Annotated in this window: 19 protein-coding genes; 18 read left to right on the plus strand and 1 reads right to left on the minus strand. The window is 73.5% G+C overall.

Annotated features, from left to right (window positions below; translation table 11 throughout):
- Window positions 1–72: 72 nt before the first annotated feature.
- The 3 genes from ACFXGN_RS24245 (at window position 73) to ftsH (ending at window position 6,520) form a co-directional block, all read left to right on the plus strand.
- The gene (locus tag ACFXGN_RS24245; protein WP_384862811.1) at window positions 73–2,520 is read left to right on the plus strand and encodes a [protein-PII] uridylyltransferase; all 2,448 of its coding nucleotides are present in this window, start codon (window positions 73–75) and stop codon (window positions 2,518–2,520) included.
- Window positions 2,521–2,619: 99 nt separating this feature from the next.
- Window positions 2,620–4,173 carry a signal recognition particle protein gene (gene ffh, locus ACFXGN_RS24250; RefSeq protein WP_384862814.1) on the plus strand — a complete coding sequence of 518 codons (1,554 nt, stop codon included), beginning with the start codon at window positions 2,620–2,622 and terminating at the stop codon, window positions 4,171–4,173.
- A gap of 418 nt (window positions 4,174–4,591) precedes the next feature.
- Window positions 4,592–6,520 (plus strand): ATP-dependent zinc metalloprotease FtsH, encoded by a 1,929-nt coding sequence (gene ftsH, locus ACFXGN_RS24255; RefSeq protein ID WP_384862816.1) that lies wholly within the window; start codon window positions 4,592–4,594, stop codon window positions 6,518–6,520.
- Between the two features lie 271 nt (window positions 6,521–6,791).
- Here the strand turns inward: ftsH and ACFXGN_RS24260 are convergent, their stop codons facing one another.
- Window positions 6,792–7,517, minus strand: coding sequence for a class I SAM-dependent methyltransferase (locus ACFXGN_RS24260; protein WP_384862818.1), 726 nt, complete (start codon window positions 7,515–7,517; stop codon window positions 6,792–6,794).
- 405 nt (window positions 7,518–7,922) lie between these two features.
- On the opposite strand from ACFXGN_RS24260, the gene ACFXGN_RS24265 reads away from it, so the two are divergent.
- From ACFXGN_RS24265 to dprA, 15 genes are all read left to right on the plus strand, one after another.
- Entirely contained in the window at window positions 7,923–8,516 is a 594-nt protein-coding gene (locus tag ACFXGN_RS24265; protein ID WP_351787236.1) for a hypothetical protein, read from the plus strand.
- Between the two features lie 155 nt (window positions 8,517–8,671).
- The gene (gene rpsP / locus ACFXGN_RS24270) at window positions 8,672–9,115 is read left to right on the plus strand and encodes a 30S ribosomal protein S16 (RefSeq protein WP_351787233.1); all 444 of its coding nucleotides are present in this window, start codon (window positions 8,672–8,674) and stop codon (window positions 9,113–9,115) included.
- Between the two features lie 2 nt (window positions 9,116–9,117).
- Window positions 9,118–9,357 carry an RNA-binding protein gene (locus tag ACFXGN_RS24275; RefSeq protein ID WP_014153811.1) on the plus strand — a complete coding sequence of 80 codons (240 nt, stop codon included), beginning with the start codon at window positions 9,118–9,120 and terminating at the stop codon, window positions 9,355–9,357.
- 121 nt (window positions 9,358–9,478) lie between these two features.
- Window positions 9,479–10,120 carry a ribosome maturation factor RimM gene (gene rimM / locus ACFXGN_RS24280; protein ID WP_384862822.1) on the plus strand — a complete coding sequence of 214 codons (642 nt, stop codon included), beginning with the start codon at window positions 9,479–9,481 and terminating at the stop codon, window positions 10,118–10,120.
- A complete protein-coding gene (gene trmD / locus ACFXGN_RS24285; RefSeq protein ID WP_384862825.1) occupies window positions 10,117–10,938 on the plus strand; it encodes a tRNA (guanosine(37)-N1)-methyltransferase TrmD in 822 nt (273 codons plus the stop codon). The genes rimM and trmD overlap by 4 nt, the downstream gene beginning before the upstream one ends.
- 130 nt (window positions 10,939–11,068) lie before the next feature.
- Entirely contained in the window at window positions 11,069–11,419 is a 351-nt protein-coding gene (gene rplS, locus ACFXGN_RS24290; protein WP_053644504.1) for a 50S ribosomal protein L19, read from the plus strand.
- Window positions 11,420–11,488: 69 nt separating this feature from the next.
- Window positions 11,489–12,271, plus strand: a complete 783-nt coding sequence (gene lepB, locus ACFXGN_RS24295) for a signal peptidase I (protein ID WP_384862828.1) — start codon at window positions 11,489–11,491, stop codon at window positions 12,269–12,271.
- A complete protein-coding gene (lepB, locus tag ACFXGN_RS24300) occupies window positions 12,264–13,283 on the plus strand; it encodes a signal peptidase I (protein ID WP_384862831.1) in 1,020 nt (339 codons plus the stop codon). The genes lepB (ACFXGN_RS24295) and lepB (ACFXGN_RS24300) overlap by 8 nt, the downstream gene beginning before the upstream one ends.
- Window positions 13,216–14,157, plus strand: a complete 942-nt coding sequence (gene lepB, locus ACFXGN_RS24305; protein WP_384863030.1) for a signal peptidase I — start codon at window positions 13,216–13,218, stop codon at window positions 14,155–14,157. Before lepB (ACFXGN_RS24300) ends, lepB (ACFXGN_RS24305) begins: the two co-directional genes overlap by 68 nt.
- 72 nt (window positions 14,158–14,229) lie before the next feature.
- The gene (gene lepB / locus ACFXGN_RS24310) at window positions 14,230–15,000 is read left to right on the plus strand and encodes a signal peptidase I (RefSeq protein WP_384862834.1); all 771 of its coding nucleotides are present in this window, start codon (window positions 14,230–14,232) and stop codon (window positions 14,998–15,000) included.
- Window positions 14,997–15,575 (plus strand): NUDIX hydrolase, encoded by a 579-nt coding sequence (locus ACFXGN_RS24315; RefSeq protein WP_384862836.1) that lies wholly within the window; start codon window positions 14,997–14,999, stop codon window positions 15,573–15,575. The genes lepB (ACFXGN_RS24310) and ACFXGN_RS24315 overlap by 4 nt, the downstream gene beginning before the upstream one ends.
- Before the next feature lie 56 nt (window positions 15,576–15,631).
- Window positions 15,632–15,940: a DUF2469 domain-containing protein gene (locus tag ACFXGN_RS24320; protein ID WP_005311352.1), complete on the plus strand. Its 309-nt coding sequence runs from the start codon at window positions 15,632–15,634 to the stop codon at window positions 15,938–15,940.
- Between the two features lie 330 nt (window positions 15,941–16,270).
- Window positions 16,271–16,678, plus strand: a complete 408-nt coding sequence (locus ACFXGN_RS24325) for a YraN family protein (protein WP_384862839.1) — start codon at window positions 16,271–16,273, stop codon at window positions 16,676–16,678.
- A 1-nt stretch (window position 16,679) separates the two neighbouring features.
- Entirely contained in the window at window positions 16,680–18,293 is a 1,614-nt protein-coding gene (locus tag ACFXGN_RS24330) for a YifB family Mg chelatase-like AAA ATPase (RefSeq protein WP_384862841.1), read from the plus strand.
- Window positions 18,290–19,651 carry a DNA-processing protein DprA gene (gene dprA, locus ACFXGN_RS24335; RefSeq protein ID WP_384862844.1) on the plus strand — a complete coding sequence of 454 codons (1,362 nt, stop codon included), beginning with the start codon at window positions 18,290–18,292 and terminating at the stop codon, window positions 19,649–19,651. The genes ACFXGN_RS24330 and dprA overlap by 4 nt, the downstream gene beginning before the upstream one ends.
- Window positions 19,652–19,710 lie beyond the last annotated feature (59 nt).

The raw sequence follows: 19,710 nt of genomic DNA on the forward strand, positions 1-19,710 counted from the left end.
CCGTACCCGGAAAGAACCGCCCGGGGCACTGCTTTCCGGGCGGCCCCCCACTCCACCCGAAGGAGCCGCCGGATGACCACCCCCCACGCCAGCGACGACAGCGAACCCACGGCACCCGACGGCTACGCGGCGGCCCGGCTGCTCCTCCTCCACGAGAAGGAGCGGTCCGGGCCGCCGCGCCGCGCCGCCCTCGCCCGCCTCACCGACGACTGGCTGGCCGGACTCCTCGCCGCCGCCGCACCGCCCCGGGGAACCGCCCTCGTCGCCGTCGGCGGCTACGGCCGCGCCGAACTCTCCCCCCGCAGCGACCTCGACCTCCTCCTGCTCCACGACGGCAGCGCCGACCGGGCCGCCCTCGCCGCCCTCGCCGACCGCCTCTGGTACCCCGTCTGGGACCTCGGCATCGCCCTCGACCACTCCGTCCGCACCCCCGCCGAGGCCCGCGCCGCCGCCGCAGCCGACCTCAAGGTCCACCTCGGCCTCCTCGACGCCCGTACCGTCGCCGGGGACCACGGACTCGTCGCCGCCCTGCGCACCACCGTCCTCGCCGACTGGCGCAACCAGGCCCCCCGCCGCCTCCCCGAACTCGACGCCCTCTGCCGCGAACGCGCCGAACGCGCCGGAGAACTCCCGCACCTCCTCGAACCCGACCTCAAGGAGGCCCGCGGCGGCCTCCGCGACGCCCAGGCCCTCCGCGCCGTCGCCGCCTCCTGGCTCGCCGACGCCCCCCGCGAGGGCCTCGACACCGCCCGCCGCCGCCTCCTCGACGCCCGCGACGCCCTCCACCTCACCACCGGCCGCGCCACCGACCGGCTCGCCCTCCAGGAACAGGACGCCGTCGCCGGGGAACTCGGCCTCCTCGACGCCGACACCCTGCTCCGCGAGGTCTACGAGGCCGCCCGGACCATCTCGTACGCCTCCGACGTCACCTGGCGCGAGGTCCACCGCGTCCTCAAGGCCCGCTCCGCCCGGCCCCGCCTCCGGGCCCTCCTCGGCGCCCGCGCCCCCGGCAGGCCCCCCGCCGCCCGCACCCCGCTCGCCGAAGGCGTCGTCGAGATGGACGGCGAGGCCGGTCTCGCCAGGACCGCCCGCCCCGAACGCGACCCCGTCCTCACCCTGCGCGCCGCCGCCGCGGCGGCCCAGTCCGCCCTGCCCCTCTCCCCGCACGCCGTCCGCCACCTCGCCGCCCACGCCGCCCCCCTCCCCGTGCCCTGGCCCGCCGAGGCCCGCGAGGAACTCGTCACCCTCCTCGGCGCGGGCGAGGCCACCGTCCCCGTCTGGGAGGCCCTCGAAGCCGAAGGGCTCGTCACCCGCCTCCTGCCCGACTGGGAACGCGTCCGCTGCCGCCCCCAGCGCAACCCCGTCCACACCTGGACCGTCGACCGCCACCTCGTCGAGACCGCCGTCCGCGCCTCCTCCCTCACCCGCCGCGTCGGCCGCCCCGACCTCCTCCTCGTCGCCGCCCTCCTCCACGACATCGGCAAGGGCTGGCCCGGCGACCACTCCGTCGCGGGCGAGACCATCACCCGCGACCTCGCCGCCCGCATCGGCTTCGACCGCGCCGACACCACCACCCTCGCCACCCTCGTCCGCCACCACCTCCTCCTGATCGAGACCGCCACCCGGCGCGACCTCGACGACCCCGCCACCGTCCACACCGTCGCCACCGCCGTCGGCACCGTCGGCACCCTGGAACTCCTGCACGCCCTCACCGAGGCCGACGCCCTCGCCACCGGCCCCGCCGCCTGGTCCGCCTGGCGCGCCCAACTCGTCGACGACCTGGTCAAACGGGTCACCGGAGTCCTCGCGGGCGAACAGCCGCCCGACCCCGAGGCCGCCGCCCCCGGCGCCGACCAGGAACGCCTCGCCGTCGAGGCCCTGCGCACCGGCGAACCCGCCCTCACCCTCCGCACCCGTGCCGAGCGGCCCCTCGACCCCGACGCCCCGGAACCCGTCGGCGTCGAACTCCTCATCGCCGTCCCCGACCGGCCCGGCGTCCTGCCCGCCGCCGCCGGGGTCCTCGCCCTCCACCGGCTCACCGTCCGCGCCGCCGACCTGCGGGCCGTCGCCCTCCCCGGGGCGCTCGGCACCGGCACCGTCCTCCTCCTCGACTGGCGGGTCGCCGCCGAGTACGGCTCCCTGCCCGAGGCCGCCCGACTCCGCGCCGACCTCGTCCGCGCCCTCGACGGCACCCTCGACATCGCCGCCCGCCTCGCCGAACGCGAGGCGGCCCACCCCCGCCGCCGGGGCCTCGCCGCCCCGCCGCCCCGGGTCACCGTCGCCGCCGCGGGCTCCCGCCTCGCCACCGTCATCGAGGTCCGCGCCCAGGACGCCCCCGGCCTCCTCCACCGCGTCGGCCGCGCCCTGGAGGGAGCGGCGGTACGGGTCCGCAGCGCCCATGTCTCGACCCTCGGCGCCAACGCCGTGGACACCCTGTACGTGACCCGCCCGGACGGCACCCCGCTCCCCGACGAGGAGGCGATCGACCTGGCCCGCGCCCTGGAGACGGCACTGCGCTGAGGGTCCCGAGGGACCGGTCCGACCGTAGCGGGCCGCCCCGCCCCCGGGGCGGATACCCTGGGGGCGACCATCCGCCCCGACCCGAGGACCGCGACCACCGTGTTCGATACGCTTTCCGACCGCCTCAGCGCGACTTTCAAGTCCCTCCGGGGCAAGGGCCGCCTCACCGAGCAGGACATCGACAGCGCGGCCCGGGAAATCCGTATCGCCCTCCTCGAAGCCGATGTCGCCCTGCCGGTCGTCCGCGCGTTCATCTCCCGGGTCAAGGAGCGGGCCCTCGGCGCCGAGGTCTCCAAGGCGCTGAACCCCAGCCAGCAGGTCATCAAGATCGTCAACGAGGAGCTCGTCGCCATCCTCGGCGGCGAGACCCGGCGGCTGCGGTTCGCCAAGACCGCGCCCACGGTGATCATGCTCGCCGGTCTCCAGGGCGCCGGTAAGACCACCCTCGCCGGAAAGCTCGGCCTCTGGCTCAAGGGCCAGGGCCACTCCCCGCTGCTCGTCGCCTGCGACCTCCAGCGCCCCAACGCCGTCACCCAGCTCTCGGTCGTCGCCGACCGCGCGGGCGTGGCCTTCTACGGCCCCCAGCCGGGCAACGGCGTCGGCGACCCGGTCCAGGTCGCGAAGGACTCCATCGAGCACGCGCGGACCAAGATGTACGACGTCGTGGTCGTCGACACCGCCGGTCGCCTCGGCATCGACCAGGAGCTGATGCGGCAGGCCGCCGACATCCGCGACGCCGTCAGCCCCGACGAGGTCCTCTTCGTCGTCGACGCCATGATCGGCCAGGACGCGGTCAACACCGCCGAGGCCTTCCGCGACGGCGTCGGCTTCGACGGCGTGGTGCTCTCCAAGCTCGACGGCGACGCCCGCGGCGGTGCCGCGCTCTCCATCGCGCACGTCACCGGCAAGCAGATCATGTTCGCCTCCAACGGCGAGAAGCTGGACGAGTTCGACGCGTTCCACCCGGACCGCATGGCGTCCCGCATCCTCGGCATGGGCGACATGCTCTCCCTCATCGAGAAGGCGCAGCAGACCTTCGACGAGGAAGAGGCCGCCAAGATGGCCTCGAAGCTCGCCTCGAAGCAGGGCCAGGAGTTCACGCTCGACGACTTCCTGGCGCAGATGGAGCAGGTCCGCAAGATGGGCTCCATCTCGAAGCTCCTCGGGATGCTGCCCGGCATGGGCCAGATGAAGGAGCAGATCGCCAACATCGACGAGCGGGACGTCGACCGCACCGCCGCCGTCATCAAGTCGATGACCCCGGCCGAGCGCCAGGACCCGACGATCATCAACGGCTCCCGCCGCGCCCGTATCGCCAAGGGCTCCGGCGTCGAGGTCAGCGCGGTCAAGAGCCTGGTCGAGCGGTTCTTCGAGGCCCGCAAGATGATGTCCCGGATGGCGCAGGGCGGCGGTCTCCCCGGTATGCCGGGGATGCCCGGCACGGGCGGCGGGCCCGGTCGGCAGAAGAAGCAGATCAAGCAGGCCAAGGGCAAGCGCAAGAGCGGCAACCCGATGAAGCGCAAGGCGGACGAGCAGGCGGCGGCCGACCGCCGCGAGCAGGCGCAGCAGGGCGGCGCGTTCGGCCTCCCGGCGGCCGGGCAGGCTCCGCAGGACTTCGAGCTGCCGGACGAGTTCAAGAAGTTCATGCAGTGACCCGTACGGCCCGGGGGACCGGGCCGCGAGGTGATGGGGCGCGATGAGGCCGTGAGGCCCTGAGCGGGAGGGGCCCGCGACGGTACGGAACCGTCGCGGGCCCCTCTCCGCTTTCCGGGACCGCTCCGGGGCCGCTTTCTCCGGGACCCGCTTTCCCCGGGACCGGCTCCCGGACCGCTCTCCGCCCGGTACGGGACCGGCCCCCCGGCCCCTCCCCGGACCGGCCCCCCCCGGCCCCTCCCCGGACCGGCCGTGACCCCTCCGCACCGCCCCGGACCCGGCCCGGAACCACCCAGGAGCGGCCCCGGAACCCCTCCGGAACCGCCCCGGGCCCGCCGTCACCCCTCGGGACCGCCCGCCGTGCCGCCCGCCGCCCGCTCTTCGATACTGGGGCCACTGCCGCCCCGAGGAGAGCCACGTGGCCAACCCCGTACCCCCGCGCGACCGGACCGACCAGCCCTGGCGCTCGGAAGGGGCACCGCCGCCCCCGCCGCCCAAGCGCCGGATGCCGGGCGGCTGGCGCAGCCTGGTGCTCACCGCGCTCGTGGTCTATCTGCTCACCAACATCGTCCTGTCGTTCTTCAACGAGGGCGGCGGGCCGACGGTCTCGTACACCGAGTTCGACAAGCAGGTGGCCGCCGGGAACGTCTCCAAGATCTACTCCAAGGGCGACGCGATCCAGGGAGAGCTGAAGAACAAGCAGCCCGTCCCCGACGGCAAGGGCGACTACACCAAGTTCCAGACCCAGCGCCCGGCCTTCGCCGACGACGACCTCTGGGCCCAGCTGACCAAACAGAAGGTCACCGTCACCGCCGAGCCCGTCGTCCAGGAACGCAGCTTCCTCGCCAACCTCCTCATCTCCCTCGCCCCGATGCTGCTGCTCGTCGTGCTGTGGGTGTTCATCGCCCGGCGGATGAGCGCGGGCATGGGCGGCGCGGGCGGAATGCTCGGCCGCAAGACCCCGCCCAAACCGGTCGAGCTCGCGGGCGAGCAGCGCACCACCTTCGCCGACGTCGCGGGCATCGACGAGGTCGAGGGCGAGCTCAACGACGTCGTCGACTTCCTCAAGAACCCGCAGGCGTACCGGGAGATGGGCGCCAGGATGCCCCGGGGCGTCCTCCTCGCGGGACCGCCCGGAACCGGCAAGACGCTGCTCGCCCGCGCGGTCGCGGGCGAGGCGGGAGTGCCGTTCTTCTCCGCCTCCGCGTCCGAGTTCATCGAGATGATCGTCGGCGTCGGCGCCTCCCGGGTGCGCGAACTGTTCGCCGAGGCCCGCAAGGTCGCCCCCGCGATCATCTTCATCGACGAGATCGACACCATCGGCCGGGCCAGGGGCGGCGGCTCCGGCATGGGCGGCCACGACGAGCGCGAGCAGACCCTCAACCAGATCCTCACTGAGATGGACGGCTTCACCGGCTCCGAGGGCGTCATCGTCCTCGCCGCCACCAACCGGGCCGACGTCCTCGACCCGGCCCTCACCCGGCCCGGCCGCTTCGACCGGGTCGTCCACGTCAACCCGCCGGACCGGGGCGGACGCGAGGCCATCCTGAGGATCCACACCCGGGAGATCCCGCTCGCCGGGGACGTCGACCTGGAGCAGGTGGCCCGCACCACCCCCGGCATGACCGGCGCCGATCTCGCCAACCTCGCCAACGAGGCCGCGCTCCTCGCCGTGAAACGACAGCAGAAGGCCGTCACCCAGTCCGACCTGTCCGACGCCCTGGAGAAGGTCCAGCTCGGCGCGGAACGACCGCTCGTCATGCCCGACGAGGAGCGGCGCAGGACCGCGTACCACGAGAGCGGGCACGCCCTCCTCGGGATGCTCCAGCCGGGCGCCGACCCCGTCCGCAAGATCACCATCGTGCCGCGCGGCCGGGCCCTGGGCGTCACCCTCTCCACCCCGGACGCCGACAAGTACGCGTACACCGAGGAGTACCTGCGCGGCCGGATCATCGGAGCCCTCGGCGGCATGGCGGCCGAGCAGGTCGTCTACGGGGTCGTCACCACCGGCGCGGAGAGCGACCTGGAGCAGGTCACCAACATCGCCCGGGGCATGGTCGGCCGCTGGGGCATGAGCGAGACCGTCGGCCGGCTGACCGCGATCCCGGCCGACGCCCAGCAGGCGTACGGACTCTCGGCCGCCCCGGCGACCCTCGACACCGTCGACGCGGAGATGCGCCGGATCGTCGACGAATGCTACGAGAGCGCCCTGCGCCAGCTCAGGGAGAACCGGGGCCGTCTGGACGCGCTGGCCGCCGCGCTCCTGGAGAACGAGACCCTGGACGAGGCCGCCGCCTACCGCGCGGCGGGCATCCCGCGCCTGCGGAAGGAGGAGGGCGAGAACTGAACGGGGGAAGCGCACGGCGGCGGGGGACCGGGGCCGGTACGGCGGACCCGTCGGGGAGACGGCGCTCGTACGGCCCACGGGCGGGCCACCGGGCGCCGGGGGCGTACGGCCGCCGCGGACCCGCCGCGGACCGGAGGCGTACGGACACGGGAAGGCGCGCCGCGCGGGGCCGCGGGCGGGCCACCAGGGCCGTACGAGCGCCGGAGCCTCCTCGGGCCCGGCGCGCACCCGTGAGCGGGCGGAGCGCGTACGGCCGCCGGGACCGGCCCGGCTACGCCACGCGCGCCACCACGTAGCGGAAGACGTTCGCCATCCACACCGTGCCGTCCGGGCGCACGTACGGGGCCAGGGCCTCCTCGATCTCCTTCTCCACCCGTGACGGGTCCGCCACCCGGACCGCCTCGTCGAACGCGCCCGTCGACAGCAGCCCCCGCACCGCGCTGGCCCCGCTCGCGTAACCGAACGGACAGGACACCCGCCCCGAACCCGCCGGCCGCAGCCCGGCCGCCGCCGCCAGCCGGTCAGGATCGGCCCCGGCCTCCGGCGCCCGGTCCGCCAGCCGCGCCGCGACCCGCAGCACCCGCTCCGCCGCACACCGCTCGGGCGGCCCCCAGCCCGCGAGGACGACGGTCGTCCCGGGCTGCGCCGTACGGGTGAGCGCCACCAGCTCGGGAAGGAGCCCGGCGGTCGCGTGGAAGGCCGTGACCACGTCGTGGGCACCGGCCTCCGGCGCCTCCGGAGTCACCACGACGTCCTTCGGGAGCCGCGCCCTGGCCAGCTCCACGCGCGCGTGGTCCCGGTCGGCGCCGGTGACCCGGGCACCCCGGGCCACCGCCATCAGGAGCGCGAGGCCGGAACCGCAGCCGAGCCCCAGGACCCGGGACCCCGCGCCCACGCCGAGGCGCTCGTACACCGCCTCGTAGAGCGGGACGAGCATCCGTTCCTGGATCTCGGCCCAGTCGCGCGCGGGGTGGTGCGGGACGAGTGCGGATGTCATGGAGAAGCGCTCCAATCCGTATGCGGACGACTGCCCCCCGTAGTCAGGGAACTGCGCTTCCGGGGCCGCGTCCAGTGCTCGCGCCGGACCGGTTCGCCCGGTGGCGCCGCCGGGACGGGGGCGGTGCGCACGCCCGCGCGGGGAACCGGTAAGGTCCCTGCCACGCTCCCCGCCCGTCCGTCGGGCCGGATACGCGGAACCGCCCCTCAGGGGCGCGCGACCCTCCGTCACACGCGGGGGCGTATGCGCCACTACGCACCGGCTTGACGCGCCCTGCGCGACTTCTCCACAGATCTGCGCACTGGCCCTCGTCCCGACGCATCAACGGCAACTGACGGGTACGTGCAAAATATTTGGGATGCCCCGGAATGGAACCCGAGGCCGCTTCGGCTCGTTGTAAGCGACGTGAGCACGACACCACCTGTTCTCGCCGCAGAGCTGGCACAGGCGTGGGCCGACATTCAGCGGCACCACCCCGAGCTGCCCGACCTTGCCGCGCCCGAGTCCCTGATCGGAGAGTCCTCGTCCGCCTGCGGCGCCGAGCTCTCCTTCGAACGACTGCTCCACGAGGCAGTCCACGGCATCGCCGCCGCCCGGGGGGTCCGCGACACCTCCCGCGCAGGCCGGTACCACAACCGCAGATTCCTCGCGATCGCCGAGGAGATGGGCCTCGACCACCCCGAGGAGCCGCACGCCAGCAGCGGCTTCTCCCTGGTCACGCTCAACCCCGAGGCCAGGCGCCGCTACCGGCCCACCATCGAGCGGCTCCAGCGCGCCCTCAAGGCGCACACGGTCGCCACGGCGGCCGACACCAAGCGCTCCTTCCGGGGCCCGGCGGCCCGGCACGGCTCCTCCGGCGGCGGGGTGCGCGTCAAGGCCGTCTGCGACTGCGGCCGGAACGTCCGGGTGGTGCCTTCGGTGCTGGCCCAGGCGCCGATCGTCTGCGGCGGTTGCGGCAAGCCCTTCCGCATCCCGGAGGCCGTGGGCGCCGCGAGCTGACCTCGCGGTGTGTGGCACAATGGCTAGCTGTACTCGACAGTCGCACAGGACCCCTCTCTCCTCCGGCTGACGCGTCCATCGGGCATCCGAGTACCGCAACCCCACGTGGCATCTCAAAGTGCCCAACCACGTCAAGACCAGGAGACACCACTCCAGTGGCAGTCAAGATCAAGCTCAAGCGCCTCGGCAAGATTCGCCAGCCGCACTACCGCATCGTCGTCGCCGACTCCCGCACCCGTCGGGACGGTCGCGCGATCGAGGAGATCGGCCTCTACCACCCGACGTACAACCCGTCGCGTATCGAGGTCGACTCCGAGCGTGCGCAGTACTGGCTGTCCGTCGGCGCCCAGCCGACCGAGCCGGTTCTCGCCATCCTCAAGCTCACGGGCGACTGGCAGAAGCACAAGGGCCTCCCGGCCCCGGAGAAGGCCCTGCTCGTCCCGGCGACCAAGGAGGCCAGGCGCGCGTCGTTCGACGAGTTCGCGAAGGCCCTCGAGGGCGGCGACGACAAGGGTGAGGCCATCACCCCGAAGGCCAAGAAGGCCGACAAGAAGGCGGACGAGGCCGAGGCCGCGTCCACCGAGTCGACCGAGGCCTGATCATGCTCGAGGAAGCTCTCGAGCACCTCGTGAAAGGCATCGTCGACAATCCCGACGATGTGCAGGTCGCCTCGCGCGACCTGCGTCGCGGTCGCGTGCTGGAGGTCCGGGTCCACCCGGACGACCTCGGCAAGGTGATCGGCCGCAACGGCCGCACCGCGCGTGCGCTGCGTACGGTCGTGGGCGCCATCGGCGGCCGCGGCATCCGGGTCGACCTCGTCGACGTGGACCAGGTCCGCTGAGCAGGTCGGCAGTATTTCCTTGAGTTGTGCCGGCACGGGCCGGGGAGGGCTGAAGAGCCCGCCCCGGCCCGTTGTCGTACGAGCAGGTCGTACGAGCTGTGTGACAGGAGAGTGTGGAGCAGTGCAGTTGGTAGTCGCGCGGGTCGGCCGCGCCCACGGCATCAAGGGCGAGGTCACCGTCGAGGTGCGGACGGACGAGCCCGAGCTGAGGCTCGGCCCCGGTGCCGTACTGCTGACCGAACCGGCGGGCGTCGGGCCGCTGACCATCGAGACCGGCCGGGTGCACAGCGGCCGTCTGTTGCTGCGCTTCGAGGGCGTCCGCGACCGCACCGGAGCCGAGGCCCTGCGCAACACCCTCCTCATCGCCGAGGTCGATCCCACGGCGGTGCCCGAGGAGGAGGACGAGTACTACGACCACCAGCTCATGGACCTCGACGTGGTCCTCGCCGACGGCACCGAGATCGGCCGCATCACCGAGATCTCCCACCTGCCGTCCCAGGACCTCTTCATCGTCGAGCGCCCCGACGGCACCGAGCTGATGATCCCGTTCGTCGGGGAGATCGTCACCGAGATCGACCTGGAGGCCCAGCGGGCCGTCATCGACCCCCCTCCCGGCCTCATCGACGACGCCGCCGAGATCGTCTCCTCCCGCGAGGAGTCCGACGAGCGGCCCGGCGACGAGACCGGGGCCGAGTCCGGTGACAAGACCGGGGCCGAGTCCGGTGACAAGGCCCGTGGCGAGTCCGGTGAGGGCCAGGCATGAGGCTCGACGTCGTCACGATCTTCCCCGAGTACCTGGAACCGCTGAACGTCTCCCTCGTCGGCAAGGCCCGCGCGCGCGGACAGCTCGACGTACACGTCCACGACCTGCGGAACTGGACGTACGACCGGCACAACACGGTCGACGACACCCCGTACGGCGGCGGACCCGGCATGGTCATGAAGACCGATCCGTGGGGCGACGCGCTCGACCAGACCCTCGCCGACGGCTACGAGGGCGGCGCCCACGGCCCCGTCCTCGTCGTCCCCACCCCCAGCGGCCGTCCCTTCACCCAGGAACTCGCCGTCGAGCTGTCCGAGTGCCCCTGGCTGGTCTTCGCCCCGGCCCGCTACGAGGGCATCGACCGGCGCGTCATGGACGAGTACGCGACCCGGATGCCCGTCTACGAGGTCTCCATCGGCGACTACGTCCTCGCGGGCGGGGAGGCCGCCGTCCTCGTCGTCACCGAGGCCGTCGCCCGTCTCCTGCCCGGAGTCCTCGGCAACGCCGAGTCCCACCGGGACGACTCCTTCGCGCCCGGCGCCATGGCCGACCTCCTCGAAGGGCCCGTCTACACCAAGCCCCCCGAGTGGCGCGGCCGGGGCATCCCGGACGTCCTCGTCAGCGGCCACCACGGCAGGATCGCCCGCTGGCGGCGCGACGAGGCCTTCCGGCGCACCGCCGCGAACCGGCCCGATCTGATCGAGCGCTGCGACCCCTCGGCCTTCGACAAGAAGGACCGGGAGATCCTCTCGATCCTGGGCTGGGCCCCCGAGCCCGGTGGCCGATTTTGGCGCAGGCTCCACGACGTGGAAGAATAGGCCGCTGTCGTCCGTCCGACGTGCGCCCCTGCCACAGGGGGAACGACGTCGCCCGAAACGGCCGACACCCCATCATCACCTTCGAACGCACCGCTGATGGCCTGTGGCATCAGCGAGGAAAGAGACCTCCATGGCCTCCCTGCTCGACCAGGTCAACGCGGGTTCGCTCCGCTCCGACCTCCCCGCCTTCCGCCCCGGCGACACCGTGAACGTCCACGTGCGCGTCATCGAAGGCAGCCGCTCCCGCATCCAGCAGTTCAAGGGTGTCGTCATCCGCCGTCAGGGTTCGGGCGTCAGCGAGACCTTCACGGTCCGCAAGGTCTCCTTCTCCGTCGGTGTCGAGCGCACCTTCCCGGTCAACAGCCCGATCTTCGAGAAGATCGAGCTCGTGACCCGCGGTGACGTCCGTCGCGCCAAGCTCTACTACCTGCGCGAGCTGCGCGGCAAGGCCGCCAAGATCAAGGAGAAGCGCGACCGCTGAGCCCCGGCTCCCGGCACGCCCCGAGCTTCCGGGTCCCCGCACAGACAGGCCGGATAGGCTCTGTCAGCGATGGACACCGAAGCACAGCACACGGAGCGCGACCCCTCTTCCGACACGGAGGACGGGTCGCGCTCCGCGCGCGTTTCCGAGGACCCCGACCCCGGCCCCCCGTCCTCCTGGCGGCGCACCGCCTTCGTGGGAGGCGCCTGCGTCGCCTTCCTGCTGCTCCTCAGCCACTTCGTGCTCCAGCCCTTCCTGATCCCGAGCGGCTCCATGGAGCCGACGCTCCAGGTCGGCGACCGCATCCTGGTCAACAAGCTGGCGTACCGCTTCGGCGACGAGCCGCGCCGGGGGGACGTCGTCGTCTTCGACGGCACCGGCTCCTTCGTACGCGAACGGCCGCAGGGCGATCCGGTCACCGGCTTCCTGCGCGACGGCGCCGCCGCCCTGGGGCTCGCCGAGCCCGACGAGACCGACTTCGTGAAGCGGGTGATCGGCGTCGGCGGCGACCGGGTGGTCTGCTGCGACAAGGACGGCCGCCTCACCGTCAACGGCGTTCCCGTCCAGGAGCGGTACGTGATGCTCGGCGACCAGCCGTCCAGCGTGCCCTTCGACATCGTGGTCCCGCCCGGCCGGCTCTGGGTCATGGGCGACCACCGGGGCCAGTCCAGCGACTCCCGCGACCACCTCGGCAGCCCCGGCGGGGGCATGGTCCCCGTCGACCGGGTCGTCGGCCGGGCCGACTGGATCGCCTGGCCCTTCGGCCGCTGGTCCGGCGTGGCGGGCAGCGGCGCCTTCGACGCCGTACCGGCCGCGCCCGGGGGCGGGCACGGGGCGGGCGCCCATGGGTAGCCGGGGGCGGCCACCGGGCGGTCGCGCCGCCGAACCGGACGGCGGTCAGGCGCTGCCCGGCCGGGCCGACCGGCGCAGGCTCGCCCGCAAGGTCAAGCGCCGGCGGCAGCGCTCCGCGCTCCGGGAGATCCCCGTCCTGATCACCGTGGCGGTGCTGATCGCGCTGGTCCTCAAGACCTTCCTGGTCCAGGCGTTCGTCATCCCCTCCGGCTCCATGGAGCAGACGATCAAGATCTCCGACCGGGTCCTCGTCGACAAGCTCACCCCCTGGTTCGGCTCCCGCCCCCAGCGCGGCGACGTCGTCGTCTTCAAGGACCCCGGCGACTGGCTCCGGCCGGACAGCGTCCCGCCCGCCGACGACCCCGTCGGCGTCAAACAGGCCAAGCAGGCCCTCACCTTCATCGGGCTGCTGCCCTCGGCCGACGACCGCGACCTCATCAAACGGGTGATCGGCGTCGGCGGCGACCGGGTGGTCTGCTGCGACAAGGACGGCCGTCTCACCGTCAACGGCGAACCCCTGGACGAGCCGTACCTGTACCCGGGGAACCCGCCGTCCAGCATCCCGTTCACGGTCGAGGTCCCCCGGGGCCGGATCTTCGTCCTCGGCGACCACCGCTCCGACTCGGCGGACTCCCGGTTCCACCTCGACGAGAAGGACCACGGGACCGTCGCCGAGGAGCAGGTCGTGGGGCGTGCCGTGGTGATCGCCTGGCCCTTCGGGCACTGGCGGAGCCTGGAGGAACGGGACACCTTCGCCACCGTCCCGGACAACCGTGCGAGTTCCGATTCCGCGAACGATCTGTCGCATAGTGTGTCCCAGCGGAATCTGAACGGATTCCCCGGGCTCCCGACCCCTGCGGAACTTCTGCTCGTTATGGGAGTGGTGGGCCTGTCCCTGTTCCGGGGCGGGCGTTCGCACGGACTGAGGAGTGGATGTGGGGGATTTGGCCGTCGGCGCACGATCCGGACACGATGGGCCCGACAAGGGGGCCGACGGGGCCTTCCGCGATGACACGACGGGTGACGACGTGACGGGTGACGAGCAGGCGCAGCCGGGCGGTGGCACACCGGGCGGCGGCGCCCCCGGCGACGACGACACGGCGGGCGGGTCCGGCAGGGGCCCCAAGAAGCAGCGTTCCTTCTGGAAGGAACTGCCGCTCCTCGTCGGCATCGCCCTCGTGCTCGCCCTGCTGATCAAGACCTTCCTGGTCCAGGCGTTCTCGATCCCCTCGGAATCGATGATGAACACCCTCCAGAAGGGCGATCGGGTCCTCGTCGACAAGCTCACCCCCTGGTTCGGCTCCGAGCCCGAGCGCGGCGAGGTCGTCGTCTTCCACGACCCGGGCGGCTGGCTCGAAGGCCAGACGGCCCCCGAGCCCAACGTGGTCCAGAAGTTCCTCAGCTTCATCGGACTCATGCCGTCCGCCGAGGAGAAGGACCTCATCAAGCGCGTCATCGCCGTCGGCGGGGACACCGTCTCCTGCAAGGAGGGCGGCAAGGTCGTCCTCAACGGCGTCGCGCTCGACGAGACCTCCTACCTCTACCCCGGCTCGCTGCCCTGCCAGGACTCCTTCGGCCCGATCAAGGTCCCCGAGGGCCGCATCTGGGTCATGGGCGACAACCGGCAGAACTCCCTGGACTCCCGCTTCCACCAGCAGCTCCCCGGCGGCGGCACCGTCTCCAGCGACGAGGTCGTCGGCCGTGCCGTGGTCATCGCCTGGCCGGTGACCCGCTGGGCGACCCTGCCGGTGCCGGGCATCTTCGACAACCCGGAGCTCAACAAGGCCATGGCCGTCGCCCCGCTCGGCGCGGTGAGCGTCGCCGGAGTCCTGCCGCTGCTCCTCTGGCGCAGGAAGAAGCTCGCCGAACGGCATACCGCCGAGTAGCGCCCCGCGGGTAGGGTGCCGTCCCGGACCGTCGAAGGACCGGGACCCGTCACCCAACCCCGGGATGCGCACATGAGCGGAAACATACGGACGAAGGGCGGCCACGGCCGTCCCGGCAGGGTGCTGTCGGGACTGGCCGTGGCCGTCGGCTGTGTGCTCTTCCTCGGCGGATTCGTCTGGGGAGCCCTGGTCTACCAGCCGTACACCGTCCCCACCGACTCCATGACCCCCACCCTCGACGTCGGCTCCCGGGTCCTCGCCGAACGCGTCGACGGCGCCGAGGTGCGCCGGGGGGACGTCGTCGTCTTCCGCGACCCGCTCTGGGGCGACTCGCCCATGGTCAAGCGGGTCGTCGCCGTCGGCGGGGACACCGTCGCCTGCTGCGACCGCGACGGCCGCCTCACCGTCGACGGCACACCCGTACGGGAGCCCTATCTGAGCCCCGGCCCCGGCGGGCGGGTCGTCGCCTCCGGCACCGGGTTCTCCGCCACCGTCCCCGGGGACGACCTCTTCCTGCTCGGCGACGACCGGTTCACCTCCCTGGACTCCCGGGCCCACCTCCAGGAGACCGGGCGGGGCTCCGTGCCCCGGTCGGCCGTCGTCGCCCGGGTCGACGCCGTCGTCTGGCCCGCAGAGGGGCTCTTGGACCGGCCCACGGGCTTCGCCGCACTGCAGGGCGGAGTCTCCGCACCGGGGCCCGTACGCCCGCTCCTCACCGCCGTCGTCGCCGGAGCCGCCCTGATCCTCCTCGGGGCCGCGTACGGGCCGGTCGCCCCGCTCCTCACGAAGCGGCCCCCGGCGCGCCCCCGGACGACCGGGCGGCGCGAGAAGGTGGGGACATGACGGATACGGACGGCGGGACCGTGGGGACCGAGGGCCCGGTGGGGCCGGGAGGCGGGGGAGGGACGACGGCGTCCGGGGGCGGGGCCGGTGCCCGGCGCAGGGTCGCGCGGGTGATCCTCCTCGACCCCGACGACCGCGTCCTGCTGATCCACGGACGGGAGCCCGACGACCCCGGAGACACCTGGTGGTTCACCCCCGGCGGCGGTCTCGAAGGCGCCGAGAGCCACGAGGAGGCCGCCCGGCGTGAACTCGCCGAGGAGACCGGCATCACCGAGGTGGACCTCGGCCCGGTGCTCTGGAAGCGGTACTGCGCCTTCCCCTTCGACGGGCGGCGCTGGGAGCAGGACGAGTGGTACTACCTGGCCCGCACCCGGGGACCCGAGGCCGAGCCCCGGCCCGGGGCGCTCACCGAGCTGGAGACGCGCAGCGTCACGGGCCTCAGATGGTGGACCTCCGCCGAACTGTCCGCGGCCCATGAGACGGTGTACCCGACCAGACTCGCCGAGCTGCTGCGCACGCTGCTCGACGAGGGACCTCCGAGTGCACCGGTGGTCCTCGCCCCGGAAATCGTCTAGGGGCGCGGACGGTTGGCGCACACAGGAGGGGACGCACGGCTGAAGGGGAACATGCCATGAGCGCCGAGGACCTCGAGAAGTACGAGACCGAGATGGAGCTGAAGCTCTACCGGGAGTACCGCGACGTCGTCGGGCTGTTCAAATACGTGATCGAGACCGAGCGGCGCTTCTACCTCACCAACGACTACGAGATGCAGGTCCACTCGGTCCAGGGCGAGGTCTTCTTCGAAGTCAGCATGGCCGACGCCTGGGTCTGGGACATGTACAGGCCGGCCAGGTTCGTCAAGCAGGTCCGTGTCCTCACCTTCAAGGACGTGAACATCGAGGAGCTCAACAAGAGCGACCTCGAACTGCCCGGCAGCTGACCCCGCCTCACCCGCCCGGGTGAGCGGGTTCTCCACAGGTCTCCGGCCGTCCACAGCGCCGCACACGATCCGCCCACCTCCGTCACAGTCGGTGACGGAGGTGGTCACATGAACACGACCCACGAGACCAGCCGTACGGACCGCACGGGCCCGGCGGACCGCACCGGACCCACCGAACACATCGGACCCACCGGACCCGGGGGTCGCACCGGACCCGGGGACCAGGCGTCCGGTGCGGACCCGACGTGCCGCGCGGGGAGGGTGCCCCCGGCGGACCGTACGTGCCCGGCGGACCGTACGTGCTCCGCGCACGGGACACGGCGCCCGGCCATGACGAGCGGCACGGCCCGGCCGCCGGGCGGAACGGGCAGGTCACGCGCGACCCGGGCCCTCGGGCGGTACGGCGAGGAACTGGCCGCCCGACGGCTCACCGCCACCGGACTGCGCATCCTCGCCCGCAACTGGCGCTGTGGCCGCACCGGCGAGATCGACATCGTCGCCCGCGACCACGACACCCTCGTGATCTGCGAGGTCAAGACCCGGCGCCACGGCGCCTACGAGCACCCGATGGCCGCCGTCACACCCCGCAAGGCCGCGCGCCTGCGCCGCCTCGCCGACTGCTGGCTCGACCGCACGGACACCCCCGCGCCCGACGGCGGCATCCGGATCGACCTCGTCGGCATCGTCCTTCCCCGGCGGGGCGCCCCCGTCCTCACCCATGCCCGGGGGGTGGCCTGAGATGGGCTTCGCCCGCACCTGCTCCGTGGCCCTCGTCGGCGTCGAAGGCGTCGTCGTCGAGGTACAGGCCGACCTCGAACCGGGCGTCGCCGCCTTCACCCTGGTCGGGCTCCCTGACAAGAGCCTCACCGAGAGCCGCGACCGGGTCCGCGCCGCCGTCGTCAACTCCGGCGCCGAGTGGCCGCAGAAGAAACTGACCGTCGGCCTCAGCCCGGCGTCCGTCCCCAAGAGCGGCTCGGGATTCGATCTGGCCGTAGCCGCGGCGGTCCTCGCCGCGGCCGAACGGATCGACCCCCGCACCATCGCCGACCTCGTCCTCATCGGCGAGCTGGGACTCGACGGACGTGTCCGGCCCGTCCGGGGCACCCTCCCCGCCGTCCTCGCCGCGGCCGACGCCGGATACCGGCAGGTCGTCGTCCCCGAACAGACTGCGGGGGAGGCGTCCCTCGTCCCCGGGGTCTCCGTCCTCGGCATCCGCAGCCTCCGTCAGCTCATCGCCGTCCTCACCGACGAACCCGTCCCCGAGGAGGAACCCACCGAGGAGGGCCGCCCGGACTCCATGCTCGCCGGGCTCCTCGTCCCCGGCGCGGGCCTCGGCACCGGACTCACCGCCGACCCCGCCGAAGGCCCCGACCTGGCCGACGTCGCCGGACAGCACCGGGCCCGCCGCGCCCTCGAAGTCGCCGCGGCGGGCAGCCACCACCTGCTCCTCTCCGGCCCGCCCGGCGCCGGGAAGACCATGCTGGCCGAGCGGCTCCCCGGCATCCTCCCGCCCCTCACCCGACAGGAAGCCCTCGAAGTCACCGCCGTCCACTCCGTCGCGGGCCTCCTCCCGCCGGGCCAGCCCCTCGTCCGTCGCGCCCCCTACTGCGCACCCCACCACTCCGCCACCATGCAGTCCCTCGTCGGCGGCGGGAACGGCCTCCCGCGACCCGGCGCCGTCTCCCTCGCCCACCGGGGCATCCTCTTCCTGGACGAGGCTCCCGAATTCTCGGGAAAGGCGCTCGACGCCCTGCGCCAGCCCCTGGAGTCCGGACACGTCGTCATCGCCCGCGCCGCCGGAGTCGTCCGGCTCCCCGCCCGCTTCCTCCTCGCCCTGGCGGCCAACCCCTGCCCCTGCGGGCGCCACACCCGGCACGGCTCCGGCTGCGAATGCACCGCCGCGGTCGTCCGCCGCTACCAGGCCCGTCTCTCCGGACCCCTCCTCGACCGCGTCGACCTCCGGATCGAGGCCGAACCCGTCACCCGCGCCGACCTCCTCGGCAGGGGAGGCCGGGGCGAGAGCACCACCGCCGTCGCCGAACGCGTCCGCGAGGCCCGCGTCCGCGCCGCCGCCCGCCTCTCCGACACCCCCTGGCGGGTCAACAGCGAGATCCCCGGCCACGAACTGCGCACCCGGTACCCGGCGGCCCCCGGGGCCCTCGTCGAGGCGGAACGCGACATGGAGCGGGGGCTGCTCACCGCCCGGGGGATCGACCGGGTCCTCCGGGTCGCCTGGACCCTCGCGGACCTGGCGGGCCACGACCGGCCCGGTCACCAGGACGTCGCCCTCGCCCTCGAACTGCGCACCGGCGTCCCCCGGGGCGTCCCCGTCACGACGGGGGAGCGCTCATGACCCTCCGGCCCCCCACCGACGAGCGGCTCGCCCGCGCCGCCCTCAGCCGGGCCGTCGAACCCGGCGACGAACACGCGGGACGATGGCTCCGCCGGTACGGAGCCGTCGGCTTCCTCGCCCACCTCCTCGGGACACCGACCCGGCCCGGCGCCACGGAAGGCCGGGAACCCCACCCCGCCCGGTACCTCACGGACGGCCCAGACACCCCGGACGCCTCGGACACCCCAGACGCCTCGGACACCGCAGATGTCTCGGGCATCCCAGGTACCTCAGGCATCCCAGGCATCCCAGGTACCTCGGGCGTCCCAGGCACCTTGGACGCCTCGGGCATCCCGGGTGACGACCCCTTCCCCGGGACCGGGGCGAAACGCGTCGCCTCCTGGCGTATGCGCGCCAATTCCGCCGACCCCGTCCGCGACCTCGACACCGTGCACCGGCTCGGTGGCCGGTTCGTCGTCCCCGGGGACGTCGAATGGCCGCGTCAACTCGACGACCTCGGAGACACCCGCCCCCTCGGCCTCTGGGTCAGGGGCCCCGCCGACCTGCGGACCTGGGCCCTCCGTTCGGTCGCCCTCGTCGGCGCCCGCGCCTGCACCCCGTACGGCGCCCACACCGCCACCGACCTCGCCACGGGCCTCGCCCGCCAGGGCTGGGTCGTCGTCTCCGGAGCGGCCTACGGCATCGACGGCGCCGCCCACCGGGGCGCGCTCGCCGCGGGCGGCGCCACCGTCGCCGTCCTCGCCTGCGGCGTCGACACCCCCTACCCCCGGGGCCATCAGCAGCTCATCGACCGCATCGCCGAACAAGGCCTGGTCGTGGGGGAGTTGCCACCGGGGAGTCACCCCACGCCGAGTCGCTTCATCCTCCGCAACCGACTCATCGCCGCCCTCACCCGGGGAACCGTCGTCATCGAGGCGCGCCACCGCAGCGGCTCCCTCGTCACCGCCCGTGTCGCCGCCCGGCTGGGCCGCCACACCATGGGCGTCCCCGGCCCCGTCACCAGTGCGCTCTCCGCCGGAGTGCACGAACTCCTGCGGGGCGAGGCCACTCTCGTCGGCGACGCCGACGAGGTCGTCGAACTCGTGGGAGCCATGGGGCAGCTCGCCCCGACGCGCCGGGGGCCCGTCCTTCCCCGCGATCTCCTCGCCCCCGCCGCCCGGCAGGTCCTCGAAGCGGTCCCCGCCGGTGACCCCACCCCCGCGACCGCCATCGCCCGGCGAGCCGGGACCACCCCCGACGACACCCTCGCCAGGCTCTACGAACTCCACTCCCTGGGCTTCGTCCAACGGCACGGGGAGGGCTGGCGGTTGACGAACAGCGCGGCCCTGACGTCGAACGCGCGGCGAGGCGGTACTTGACCCGGGGCATTCGGGTGAAAGGGTGATGGAGATGAACAAGCGAGTTCTCCCGGCGGCGC

Source organism: Streptomyces sp. NPDC059247, from assembly GCF_042754005.1.
Taxonomy (GTDB): Bacteria; Actinomycetota; Actinomycetes; order Streptomycetales; family Streptomycetaceae; genus Streptomyces.